At 56.7% G+C, this 13554-nt stretch carries 7 protein-coding genes and 1 pseudogene; all 8 read left to right on the plus strand.

From position 1 onward, the window contains the following. The first annotated feature begins 18 nt into the window (after positions 1–18). The 8 genes and pseudogenes from P5W99_RS31550 (at position 19) to P5W99_RS31585 (ending at position 12780) form a co-directional block, all read left to right on the plus strand. The gene (locus tag P5W99_RS31550; protein ID WP_434666241.1) at positions 19–486 is read left to right on the plus strand and encodes a hypothetical protein; all 468 of its coding nucleotides are present in this window, start codon (positions 19–21) and stop codon (positions 484–486) included. A 961-nt stretch (positions 487–1447) separates the two neighbouring features. After that, positions 1448–3334 carry an AAA family ATPase gene (locus tag P5W99_RS31555; RefSeq protein WP_434666243.1) on the plus strand — a complete coding sequence of 629 codons (1887 nt, stop codon included), beginning with the start codon at positions 1448–1450 and terminating at the stop codon, positions 3332–3334. Next, a complete protein-coding gene (locus P5W99_RS31560) occupies positions 3331–4632 on the plus strand; it encodes a hypothetical protein (RefSeq protein ID WP_434666245.1) in 1302 nt (433 codons plus the stop codon). The genes P5W99_RS31555 and P5W99_RS31560 overlap by 4 nt, the downstream gene beginning before the upstream one ends. A 2750-nt stretch (positions 4633–7382) precedes the next feature. Next, positions 7383–10133 carry a transposase gene (locus P5W99_RS31565; protein ID WP_434666247.1) on the plus strand — a complete coding sequence of 917 codons (2751 nt, stop codon included), beginning with the start codon at positions 7383–7385 and terminating at the stop codon, positions 10131–10133. 26 nt (positions 10134–10159) lie between these two features. After that, positions 10160–10333, plus strand: coding sequence for a hypothetical protein (locus tag P5W99_RS31570; RefSeq protein WP_434666249.1), 174 nt, complete (start codon positions 10160–10162; stop codon positions 10331–10333). Then, positions 10320–11516 (plus strand): hypothetical protein, encoded by a 1197-nt coding sequence (locus P5W99_RS31575; protein WP_434666252.1) that lies wholly within the window; start codon positions 10320–10322, stop codon positions 11514–11516. The genes P5W99_RS31570 and P5W99_RS31575 overlap by 14 nt, the downstream gene beginning before the upstream one ends. Beyond that, positions 11491–11949 (plus strand): annotated as a pseudogene (locus tag P5W99_RS31580) (TniQ family protein); the annotation flags it as partial. The gene P5W99_RS31575 and the pseudogene P5W99_RS31580, both read left to right, overlap by 26 nt. A 174-nt stretch (positions 11950–12123) precedes the next feature. Continuing rightward, positions 12124–12780 (plus strand): hypothetical protein, encoded by a 657-nt coding sequence (locus P5W99_RS31585; protein WP_434666643.1) that lies wholly within the window; start codon positions 12124–12126, stop codon positions 12778–12780. Positions 12781–13554: the final 774 nt, after the last annotated feature.

A 13554-nucleotide genomic window follows, 5' to 3' on the forward strand; every position in this document is an offset into this window, starting at 1 on the left:
GTCTTCACTGGGAATAACATGTCGAAGGTAGACAGTCAGGAAGTCTGGCGTGCGCGTCAGCACGCTCAATCCGCACTTGAAATCCTTGAAGCCTCAGGCGTTTTTAGCGCCGCTATTGGCGCATACTTTGAGAGACCTTGCGCGGGAAAAGAACTGGGAATCAGTCTGCGAACTGTGTCCGGAGATGAGGCGTTTAGCCTGCAAACTCCGTACGGTCACGTCGAAGCCGTGTTTGACATGGCAATGAAGAACGGCGCCCTTGTCGGGCGTTACTCCTTTTTTCTGCTTCGACCTATTGGCGCAGGCAACCGTGAGGTGGTGTGCGTATGGTCCATGCTTATCAACAGGTACTGTGCCGCCACGTGGTCGGTCGATGAAGACTTCGCCTGGTCGTATGCGGCCGGAACCACGAACTTCGCTGATCAGATGAATCGCTTCCTGCTGACAATTTTGGCGCATCTCCATCGCGCCTTGCCAACCGTCTAGCAGCCCAAGTCGGGCATGGGCGCCGCCTAAGCGTTCTCTCTTTGAGTCCATAGTTCATCCGTTCGGGCAGCCAGCGCATTGGTAAGCGACGGCACTTCTTAGCGCGCGGGCCCCCGACCCTCGCTCGACAGGCCCGGATGTGGTTTTTCCCAGCACAGTTCGCCAATCAAGCAAAACATGGGCCTATCGGCCGATAAGGCATTAGCGTTTCAAATGGCCACTTTTTGCTTAACGGCACAGTGGGTGTCCAAAGAGGCTTGACCGCTACATCATAAGTGGTCCGGTGGATGCCCACGCACGGAGCCAGCGACATCGCTGCGTTGTTGCCGCATCGGTGGCAGCCGAAACCCACAATCGCCTAATCTCGCCCGTCAAGACGGGATCGCTGGCCGCTTACGCTTGGGCAGAGGATTTGCAACTAGTCAATACGATCGGAGTGGTTATGCTTTATGCATGAAAATGGCCACGTTATACGGCTGGGAAAGATGTCTGGCGGTCTGTGAAATTTCTCGCTTCGCCCGAACAGCATGCAGTTCCACGGCGTGTCACGTGTTGCAGATTGCGCCGCCATCGATTTCAGGCGATTTGCAAGGTCGATTCGAGACTGGACGTCGAACGGCCTACTACTGCGGGATAAGAAATTGCTGAATAATGCCAATCAAGAAGACAAATTGAATCTAACCGCTTTTTAAACGCACCCGCACACAAAATGCGCTACGTCAGTAGAGACGAATTTCCCAGCCCACTCGCCCCTATGTCGTCAAGGGATCGCGCTCAGATAGTCAGTCTCATAGAGGCCGGGAAGTCCGAGTACGTTCGTGACATCCTCGAGCGAGGAGGTGAATCCGAGAGCACCAGATCCGCCCTAAGACGTTTGTTTGAATCGAAGTGTGCATATTGCGAAGCGACATGTGAAGACGGCCAGATTGACCATTTCCGCCCGAGACGCGGGGCCGATCGGTTGGACGGCAAGGTCAATCCCAGTCACTACATCTGGCTGGCCGGAGACTGGGATAATCTTGTCTACGCCTGCAAGCTGTGCAACGGCAGGAAGCGCAATATTTTTCCTATACGAGGCGCTTCGCCAATTGGCGCATCCATTAAATACTTGCGGCGCTGGGAAAACGCGCAATTGCTCGATCCGTGCCACGATCGACCGGCGCGTCATTTCTCACTGCGCAGCGACGGACATCTCGTTCCCCTCACCAACAAGGGGGCAACCACGATACGTGTACTCGATCTGAACAGATCGCATCTTCTCGGCGTCCGCTCGACTGTGCTTTCAGAGTTTATGCGAGTTCTTGAAAGCGTCGATCTCAGGAGTGAGAGTGATTCGGTGTATCGCGGCATCGAGCGTCTGTTGGACATTTCTCGACCGCACGTCGGCTACCTCTATCTGTTCCTCTGGCACTTCTCGCGAAAGGAGGGGCGGCGTCTGCTACGGAAAATCGAAGATCAGGGGGTAACTCGCCCGCTACTCACCGGCCTTCTTCGTGACTTAAGTCGCCCCAGTTTTTCTGACCTCGACCGGCATTGGGTACCTGACGAGGGCGAACTCTCCAGCGATCTGTCTGACCCGGCCGCGGACTTTCGCATCCAGCAGCGCAAGCTGGCTGCCATCAAGATTTCGAATTTCAAAGGCATCCATAGCGCAGAAATTAGGTTCAACGGATCCAGCCATGAGAGCGCGAGCGGTTGTGATGCTATCGTCGGTCGCAACGCGATGGGCAAAACGTCTGTTCTGCAGGCCATCGCGCTGGCGCTCATGGGGCCGGAGTCGGCCAACCAGGTTGTCCGTGACGCACGTTCCTTCTTGAAAGACGGTGAAACCAGTGGCTCCGTCATCGCATACTTTCACGACACCGACCAGCAAAATCGCGTGACTTTCGAGCTTGGAAGCCGCAGATTCAGGGGGGAAACTGGCGTACGCAACGTCGTGCTCGGCTATGGAGCTTACCGCATTCTTGCAAAGAGCGAACTCCAGAGCCGGCACGTTGAGCGTACGCATCGCGTCAAAAGTCTCTTCGGTGACAACGTCCGTATCAATGGCCCGCATGGGTGGTTTGCCGAAGTGAGCGAAGAGGCGAAGCGTGATGCCGTTACAACATTGAACGTTCTGCTGGAGGGAAACGAGACTGAAGCCAGTAACGAGAACGGACGCCTTCAGCTTAAAACCCGTGGTCAGCAGCATCGTTTTTCGTCATTGAGTTCAGGTTTTCAGAGCATTGTTTCGCTCGTGATGGACATCCTAGACGTTCTCTACGCGCATCGGGACAGCGTTCTAGCTAGCGAAGCAGTTATTCTCATCGACGAACTCGACGCGCATCTCCATCCGAGCTGGCGTTTGGGCATCGCACAGCGGTTGAGGAAATCATTTCCAGCTATCCATCTGATTTTCAGCACACATGATCCACTTACGCTGCGCGGACTGAAACGGCACGATGTACAGGTGCTTTACCGCTCTGATGACGGCTCTATCGCCGTCGATGACCGAGAGAACTATGCCGATTCATATGATGTCGATCAGTTGCTGACATCGGATCTGTTCGGCTTGTACTCCACTCGCGATGCCGCGACCGAGAAGGCAATGCAGGAGTACTATGATCTGTTATCCGCGGACGGGCCACTCTCGCACGAGGAAGCAGCTCAGCGAGATAAACTCGAAGCACAGCTGAACGGCGATTCCCCGGGAAAAACTAAACGGGAACGGCTTCTAATGCGTATTATCGATTCTGAGATTGCAAGCCGAGAGCGCAATAGGCCCGCTAATGAATACGATCCAGAGTTTGCCGCACACGTACAGACTCTGTTTCGTAGGGCCATCAGCGACGAGGAGAGCGCGCAATGATTCGCCGCCTTAGAAACCGCGAGAATCCGCCTCCTTCACTTTCGTCACCGGAAGCCAACGCGGAGAGAATAGATAATCGCAAACTCGCAGATGCTGCTAAGGCGGCTGGTAACTCAATTCACGACGCCGTTAAGGCTATGAAGTTCAACGCCTACTCGGCGTTGGATGTCCACAATTGGTTGTGGGCACAGTTCGGCCAGAAGTGCGCCTATTGCGAAGCATCTGCTTCGAACACAGACGTGCACGTCGATCATCATCGGCCAAAAGGCGATCTGGACGCGGCCGACAACCCAAACAACGATCATCCCGGATACTGGTGGCTCGGTTCGGACTGGGAGAATCTGCTCCCGGCATGTGGGCACTGCAACCGCTCACCACAATACGATCCGGCCAGCGGAAGACGATACAAAAGCGGCAAGTCGGACCGCTTTCCGCTATTGGAAGGCTCCGCGCGCTGCATGTTCGAGGGAGAGGATGTGGAAGAGCAACCCGCACTGCTCGATCCGAGCATTGATGAACCGAGCTTCTTCTTTGCTGTTCGAATTCACCGTACGCTTCCTTTGATTGGCGTCCGGCGTGGCCGGGACGACGCGGAACGGATCCGCGCGAAGGAGAGTATCAAAATCTACGGTCTCAATAGGCCGGGACTTGTTCGCGATCGCGCGCTACATGTCAGCAGCCTGCTTCTGACGTTGGATCAACTCGCTGAGAATCTCGACGACCTGAACGCTGCTGCCGACGCGAACGCGAAGGAAAAATACGAGAAGCGTAGCCAGGCAACTTGGAAGAAGCTGTACGAGCGATATCTCGGGTCCCATGAATTGCCGTTTCTCATGACATCGATCCGCATCGTCGAAAAGTGGTTCGAGCAGCGAGGAATGAGACTGGGCGATCATCTGCCGCATGACTACGATCTCGTGCCACTTCATCTTGACGATCAGCCCAACGAGGCCGTCGTTAATGCAGCGCCGGCTGCTGCGGCTCAACATCCAGAGCGTATTTTGCCTGCCTCGGTCGTCAACTTCCGAGCGCTTGATCAGGTCAGGAGTCACTTTGTTCGCTGGCAGCAGGAACACGAGCCGCGCGCAGCTGTAATCAAAGAAGCAATCAAAGAAGTACTCAACGCGATCGATATCGCCATTCGGGTGGATCCCGCGGATCAAGCGGGGTGGTATGAAGCTGTCGCCGTCTTGAGGGGCGAACTGGACTCCGTTCGTCGGCGGACCCAACGTTTCGTCCGATTCCCGAATTTCGTTGATGAGCAGAAAGGCTATCTTGTTGCGCGCGATGTCATCTGAAAGCAGGCCGATGTTAGGCTTCTGCAACGTGGTCCCTTGAATGTGCTAGCCGGGGCTAGCGTGTGGTGTTCTGTTAGATTTTGTTCGCTGTCCCGCCCCAACGGCACACAACAGCATTGGATGTGCTGTTGGGCATTGCTACCCGCGTTTGTGTCCTGATACGCCAACATAACAGACGAGTTCTGTCTCCCCGCGATGCGCGCTGAGACACGTGTTCGGCCAGCAGGCGGCGCAGTGTGGCACGCAGTACCTTTCCGTCGACGGGCTTGCGCAGGAATCCGTCGTAGCGGACAAAGGCAGGCGGGGACGGTTCGCCGGAAATCAGGATGAATGCGACATCGGGCAGATCCTGAAGCGTGCGCAGCCGGTGACAATAGTTCGCTGCCTGACATCGCCGGCATGCGCCAGTCGGCGACGACCACGTCCACGGGCGATGTCATCAACGTGGCCAGTGCGGCCGTCGCTGGCACCCCCGATGGCAAAGCGCTCCGCGGCGCAGATCGCTTCCCACGCTGCGAGCACCTATGCATCATGTCGGGCGGCAGTACGCTTGCCATGCCTCAGGCCCGGGATAAACCGTTATTCGTCAGTATAATGCCGGCAAAATTCACCACGCCCCGTTCACCTTGTCCAGGCACCGCCCGGAATAGCCACGCGCTTTGCAACATGCTTAACCGGACATCCGCGAAGCGAGCAGCGGAGAGCTGAGGCGACGCCACTGCGCCCTGACGCCCGAAAACAAAGCGGCCCGCGCGCGGTGGGCCAGAATCCATGGGGGAGACATGGAGGAGACACATTGAACATAATCCTTGGCCTGATCTTCTGCGCGCGGGCGGGGCGGCAGTCGTGCGATGCGACCACGGCAGGCCGGCGAGCGCCGGCGGCCTGGCTGTGATAAGGGGCGTTATCCTAGTTGCTGCCCCGTCGCCCGATCGCGACACCGGGTCCTGACGGGCGCCAGCCACGGTGCCCCGCGACTTGCAGGGTGCCGGGGAACGTTCTGGCCCCGCCGCCGGCATTTCTTCCGCCGGGCTGCGGGCAAAAAGCGGCGCGAGGCCCGAAAGGTTCAACGACAGGCGCCGCCACCGTACCGGTAAGAAACAGGAGGCGTGGTAGCTCGTTTCCTGCCGCAATGTCAACTACCCGTTGGACGGTCCGGACGGTGCAAGGGAAGCTAGCGGAGCGGGGGTGGGGAAATAAGCGTGCTCGCATCGCGCGTCGCGCCCATGACAGTGGTGGTGGCCGCACCGTCTGCGTTTCCTCGGGTTCCGCAGATTGCGTCCAGCCTGACTTCCTCGGACAGACTGCCTCACGCCATCCCGGGACACTCCGGGCCCGTCCTCGAAGCCAGGAAGCCGGACGACTGCGCCGTCTTGGCGTGCGCCTCCCCCGCGCGTGGGGGCCCTGACCGCGCAGTTGCCCTGTCGGCCGCGACTCCGGCGGATAATACCAATCAATATTAGTAAAGCATTTAATTTAACACGGACTATTGCGCGAAATGAAAAATTTTTTTCGGGCGCTCAAAGGGGCCTTCCAGTTCACACCAAAATTAACCAACTGGTACATCATACGGATCAGTAAGGAATGCAGAATTGTTTTCGTGATGGGAATCTGAATAAGGACGGTGATGCCCTAACCGCCCTGGAAGCAGCCCGGGAATCCGCCCACGGCGCTGTTGGGAATTGGACTGCGAGGAGCGCGCAAAAAACCCGGGAATGTGCATGCTGGCACATTTGTCGAGGGGGGTAATCGGACGCTAAACACCGTCCTGTCGGCCTCTCGCCGTTTTTCCCGCTGCTTTACATTTTCGAGATTCGTCCTTGGGCGGGATCATCCCGCGCAGAGCACGCGTTATGGACAATTCCATCCGCGACTGTGTCGGCCATGTCGGCGAGGTCGCGCTATCCAGCCCCGGATGCGCGATTCCCGACGGCCGTTAAGTGGGGCGCAATCTGTTGAAAATTCAACAACTTATCTGTTCGTCGTTACAAATTATCGTTAACAAACGTTATCGGTCGGTTCGAGCTCGAGCTGGCAACCCGTCCCGAGCGGGCTTGAAATCACAGGACGCGTGAATACACTCTGTTCGACGGAAGGCGGACGTAATTGACTGGAGGTGGCCATGGAGCGGCGAAAGATTCGAGGGGGTATTTCGAAGCTGGCGCGGGCGCGTCTGCGGGAACCGCCGCCGCGACGGTCACCGTCTGGCTCATCGCGGAGGCACGGCCGGATACGTAGACAAGGACCGGTGGCACTCGGACAGACGGAACTACGCAACGGGCCGGCGACGGCCGCAAACCGATCCGTCCGCAAAGGGCCTTCGGGCAGTTTGCGCTCGACCGATTCCGTCAATCGAACGCCCCCAATTTGAGGGCCGCCTGAAGTGGGGTTCCGTGCAGAGCTGAGGTAGCGACGTCTCGATGCCTCGGACGTCGACACGGGCACAGCGGGGGCGGTCGAGCGAATGCCAGAACCAGGGCGCACGCGTGCGTCGCGATGCGTGGCGAGTCACATAGACAGACACATCTGCCGAACTCGTTGGATGTGTCAGTGTCGGCAGGCTTCCGTGGGATACGACGAAGTCGAGGTGGAGGCAGTCTTCCTAAATGAACTAATTGAAGGGGAATTGGTTAGGTATCCTATTTTTGTACGAAAATCGTCGCTTCGACGCTCCTTTGCGACTCCAAGATCGCGGGCGAGCGTGCCCGGCAATTTCCTAGGGGCGGCGCAAGTCGGCGATGGGGAGCATCGTGGAACGAATTAACACAGACCTGCTTGAGGCGCTGCTTAAACGCCTGTTCGTTACGGAGCAGGGGATCGAGCTCGTGAACGAGATCCGGGATGGTAAGCCCCTGGAACCAAAACCGCGTGTTCGCACCGGTCGTATGCGGGGGGAACACGTTAGTCAGCTAATGGGCTTTTCGGTGCGGCTTAATGATGCCACGCTGCAGTCGGCGCTGTTGCATGAGCTCGATGATCCGCTCGAAGGATGTGTCGAATATTGGAGCTGGGCGAAGGACATTGGTGGTGTTCGTTACAGCGTCAGCCATGGTACTCGCACACAGGTTGACGTAGTCAGACCATTTGTATTCAAGATTGACAAGGTATCGTGCGGATTCGTCGATGTCTTCCCGACATCGATGCTGAAAAAGAGCGTAGTGGACGGAAGTGCGCTTTACGAGGAAGTCGACGAAGGACACTGGACAAGTCCTCCAGTGGTAGAGCGTTTGTCACAATACGGCCTCCAATACCAGATACTCACAGAGAAGCACTTTGGTCGCTGGTATTTGACCAACATAGCGTTACTCAGCCGCTACCATCTGCCTGACTACAAGGTTCGGAATCCTGCCGCCTGCGAGACTGTGGTGGCGATGATAAAGGCCAGGGGATACATGTTTCGGCGCGATCTGCTTGACCAGCAGCTGATCTGCCCGGACGATCTCAACCATCTGATTATCAGCCAGCGGGTGTTCTTCCCGCTGCGGTCTCAGCCACTGACCGACATGCGTTCTTCTGCGGTTTTCAGGGACGCCACCGCCTATGAGTGTTTCAAGGCGGCCAAGGCCGGGAGCGACGGTTTCTTCTCACTGCATACAACGGACAAAGAACCATCGGGGAGCGGCAAACCGGACACGGAGCCAGACTTCATCCAGTTTGTGTCGCCCGAAGCAGACGACTATGCCCAACGCAAGCTGACCGCGCTCTCTGAGCCAATCTCATACTGGTGGCCCGGAAGTGGTCGCACGCGGGAGGGTACGCTCATCTCTCCGGCGACGAAAGCACTCTGGAAATCACAGGCGGAGCGCGGAGAGCTGATGTACAACAGTGCGATATTTGGGCTGCTCCCGCTATGGCATGCGCGTGGTAATCGAGCGGCGAGGTACCCGGAGATCGAGCGGCTTTGGGACGTTGTTTACTTGAAGCACCGCCTGAAACAAAAATGGACTCTCCGTGCCACACATGGCATGTTCACGAGGCTGGCAGAGCGCCTCCATCTAGTGCCTTTTTCATATACGACCGCCAAAGCGCGTGACAATGCATGCGATCGGAGCGTCTTCGTCCAATTCCGGGATGGGAGTGCAGCTCGCTACGCCATTGCAGGATTTGCGCGGCCGGGTACGATAAATCCCCTCTATCAGGTCACTACGCCACTTATTCTCGCGCATATCGACCACACGCCACTCGCCATCAGAATCGAGAATTCGGCGAATCGTCGACGCATCAAGAGCCAGGTATGGCTCACGGTGATGATCGACGTAGCGACGGGGCGGAAGCTCGCGTGGACGATTTCGTTTAGCGCGCCGAGCGCTGCGGCGGTCATGACGGTATTGTTTGAATGTATCCGTAGGAACAGGTGCCTGCCGCTATTCATCGTCGTCGATAACGCACCGGAGTTCGATGCGATTGTTATGCACCGCATCCTGAAGGAAGCAGAATCACACCTCCTGTGGCGTCCTCCTTACCAACCTCGCTATGGGGCCCCGGTCGAAGCGGCCAACAACAAGATCACCGTCCAGACATTGCAGTTGCTGGCGGGCAACACCGTGGCGGTCAAGAGCCTGTATGACTTTTCGCGGACCTTCATTGCGCGGAATCCGGAACTCATGACCCTCACGCAGTTGAGCGCATACTTCGTGGGTATCTTCGACGAGGTGGAACTGGAGGTGGGGTCAGCGCGGACGGGAGATGAACCCGTCAAGGACTATATCGCGCGCCAGGAGGAGGAAGTCGGTGTCGCATACCGCAAAACTCTTGAGCTCTCGGTTTCATTGCGACGTCTTTGCATGCCACCTGCCTCAAATGAAGGGCTGCGCAAGGTTCGCGACGAAGGTTATATCGAAGTGAATAACCTGGCGTATTTCTCGGAAGACCTGAAGCGGTTCCGGGGAAAGTCCGTACATGTTCGTGTGGATCTGATCCACCCCGGTCTCGTCTACGTCTATGTGAGCAAGGAGGTCGGGTGGATCGACGCGAAATGCATTTACGCGGACTTTTTTGCACTCTATTCGAAGCGCGAACTTCTTGGTGTCATCGCTGAACTCAGACTTGGAAAGCTGAGGGGCGTCCGTAACCCGGCCCACGTCGCCAAAGCGCTCGCAGAAAAGCTCCTCGAGCTGGAGCGCGACCCTGCGCACAAGGAAGTCCTTGCGAAGCAGATGGACAGGTTAATGAACAGGGCGCCGTCTCTTCTTGAGACTGAGCCCGACTCAGACAACTACTTCCATCCACCCCCCGATATTGGAGTGGGTGCAATGGCCAGCGAATCGTCCGACACAACAGCCAGGGAGTGCGCTCAAGTGCCAGGCAACGTGCAATCGGCCTCGGGCACTGCAGCCGCTGTGGCGAGGCAAGGCGTCCCGAAAGTGGACGGGGATGCCCTCAACGCGAACGGCAAACCCGTCGACGCTGTCACGGGCAACAACGGCACCGTTCTGCCGGACGCGACAACAAAAGGTAGGAACTTCGATATCAACGTGCGACCCTCCCGCCTGTCTTTCTAGTTTGAACCGCAAACAGGAGGTGTGTCATGGAAAAACTGACTACACAGCGATGTTGCAGCAGTCGGGAGCTTTCATTGCCTTCATCAAGGCTGGTGGACGTATTAATAAATAATACGGATCGCGATATTGTTGCGTTTGACTTTTCAGACTGTATTTCCCGCTTCAAGAGCAATCGGGGGAGGCATCATGGCAAAACCTGACTACGCAGCGATGGCGCGACAGCTGGAGCTTACACCTCAGCCTGTTATCGACGCAATTGACGATCTTAACCGGTGGGTGTGTCTGCATCCTAAGTTTGCGAATCTCTTGCAGACCATTCTCAATGCGATTAACGGACGTTCTCGAGATCTTCTGATAGTTGTCATCGGTCCTGCCCGTGTCGGAAAGACTACCTTGTTTGAGACATTAGTGGGGATAGTCGATGAGTTGGCGCGGCAGGCAGGGAAAAAGCGGGGCTGTTTCAGATTCTCAGTGCCCTCTCCTGACCGGCAAGGCCGGTTCAACTGGAGAGCGGCAATCACACAAGCTTATGTGTCAAGTGGCGAAATCCTTCCGTTCAACAAGATCTTGTATGGAGATATCACCGAGGGCGCACCACGGAGTATGTTGGCGGCTGCGTCTGGGGCCAGGGAGGAAGAGGCGCTGTGGGACAGTTTCGTCAAAAATGCCCGGTGCGAAGGCCTCGTCACATTCGTCGACGAGGGCAACACGATCCCCGTTACCCTATCGGAACTTCAAATGACGCGCGCCATACATTCACTCAAGGATATCGTCGCCCAAACCCACCAGCCCCTGCTGATTTTCGGAACTTCCAACGTCAGGCATATCGTCGAGCACGACACCCAGCTGAAGGTACGTACGAAGGTGTTGAGGCTTGACGCTTATGGTGGGTCGGAAAAAGAGTTGGAAGGTTTCACCACCTTCATCGAGGAAATGGAAGAACGGCTTGGTCCTGAGTTCTGCGAACCGGGCAGTCTGTCATCGCACGCTGACGATATCCGCCGGGGTGTGGATGGCCGTCCCGGCCTCGTGGTTCGGTTGGCGACCGATGCGCTGAGCCAGCAGTGTGGCAAATACCGCTTGGAGTGGGATCTCTATAGTCAGTATCTCAACGAACTGGCGGAATCCTCAAAAAAGGACCTTGCGGAAGAGCGGCGCGCGACGAACAAACCGGTTACCGCGGCAGCCGAGGCGCCGATCAGCAAGAAGACACCATTGTGCGGAAAGGACGTTGCGGCGCCGCAGGGCGAGATGAACGGACCGGTTACCGCGGCAGCCAGCGCACCTAGCAGCAAGAAGGCACCCAAGTCCGGAAAGGCCGAAAAACAGGGGCGTGTCGGAGCAACCAGGAACACCAATGCGCCCAACCACCCCTTCGAGTAACTACGACCTCGTTGTGCCGGTTGGCGTTGGCACCGGTCTTGTCGAGGCTTCTTCCAGTCTCTGGAAGCGGGCAGCCGAGCGCGCGTCCGTCAATTTCGGCGATCTGGTGAGATGGGCGTTTGACGAATGGCCTTCACCGCTCAGCTACCCGCATCGAGTCACAGGTCAACTCGCGCTTCACAGGCGATTCGCTGGTATCGATGGAACACGCGCCGTTGCCGAAGTGTATCTCGGGCCACTGGGAAAACTTGTGGCGTCGGGCCGGATAGAGGCGTGTACGCTTCTTCCGTTCGCTGGGCTTTTGAGTGATGAAAAGCTTCTCCGGAGGTATCGTGCCTGGTGTCCCTTATGTCTCGCGTCAATGCTGTCGGGGCCGGGGGCCTATGAGCCTTTGTTGTGGCGCCTCGATGCTGTCACCGTGTGTCCGGTACACGGAATTGATCTCGTTACGGTTTGCCATGTATGCATGGTGCCGCAACAAGCAGTAGTGGGGTGCTTTTCCAGGGTTGGCTGTTGTAACCGTTGCGGTACGTGGATGGGAGCAGAGGGCGCCGCCCGTGGTCTTCGCCGCGCTGACGAATCCGAGGTGAGGGTGGCACGCGCTATCATGAGCTTGCTGGCATGGACTGCGGAGTTCGAGAGTTACGGTCACGACGGGCATTTTACATTTAAAGAATTATTAAGGATACGGGGAGTGCGCCATCTTTTGATATCGGAGGTTGGCCTTTCGCCGGAAACAGTCTCGGCGTACGCTTACGCATCACAGCTACCAAAGCTGGATTGCCTGGCAACGGTAGCTGCCATTTCGCGACAACCCCTGCATAGGATCATTCTGGGGAAGCTTGGGCCTTGGCGTGGCGGGAAAGCTGCTCACATAGATACATCGACGGTACCTAGGAAACGTGACTGGGTTGCTCTTGAGCGCGAGTTTGAATTGCTTGCAAATAGTGATACCTTCATCAACCAGAAAAATGCCTGTGCGAAATTGGGTATAAGCGTGATGGGCGCGAAAACGCACTTTCCCGATTTGGTCGATCGAATCGTTCAGCGAGGAAAACTCATAAGATCAGAAAGCTTGGAAGCGAGAAAGCTGGCGATGTTAGAAAGAATGCGCGGTGCGTTTAGACAGCTACACGCAGCCGGGATGTATCCGTCAATCGCGAAAATTGTCAAGCTTTCCGGCGTCGACATGTGGAAGCTCAACAAGGTCTACAAAAATGTGATCGAGGAAGAGTGGCTTCGCGTTGGTGGAAGACCAAATTGAGATCTGGGCGACGTCCTTAGATTCTATCTGTCAATCGATTACGGTCGCAATAAGGCCCTCGCATTCATCGGGTGCACGTGCGCCAATCATTTAAATTCGCACCACAAGTCCGCGATCAAAGTTCCGATTTGTGACTCTTCCAAGCCTTCGATTTCGTTTATATCCTGCCGGGTTGGCAACAACCCGGCAGCCGCCCCGCGTGCAATCACAGCGCTCATGTATGTGACCATGAATCCAGAGATCTGCCCATCTCAGCAATCGCTCGAAGTCGCTCGCGAAGATGCAACTGCTTTCCCGCACGCCCTGATAGACCAAGCGACATAGGGTGGGGTGCATGGTGTGTAACCACAACGGCGTTACCATGGAACGGTTGACGAATCTTCGTCTCCAGCCATTCAACTGATTCGCGGTGCGTCCTCCTGATGTAGGCAGCTCTGAGGCTTCTATTTCTGCCATTAAAAATGACCTTTTGGTCGGACGCGTAGCCCTGGCGTAGGTCATCGCAGCTCCCGCCATCCCGTGCGGAGCATGGTCGCTCCACACGTAGCATCCGAGGAAGCGGGACGTGTTCCTGCTGTTCTTGGAGGAAGTGGATGCTCGGTCGCACATACTGTTCCTTCGCATGCCGAAGCGCCACGGCCTAGTCCCGATGATACAACTCATGGTTCCCGTGAACATACACGACGAGGACCGGTCAGTCGGAGAAAAGCCCAGCGACCCTTTCTAGGCGGTCGATATCTGCTGCCAGCACAAGCACGTTGCTTCACCCCATCC

It is taken from the genome of Paraburkholderia sp. A3BS-1L (genome assembly GCF_051125215.1).
GTDB lineage: Bacteria > Pseudomonadota > Gammaproteobacteria > Burkholderiales > Burkholderiaceae > Paraburkholderia.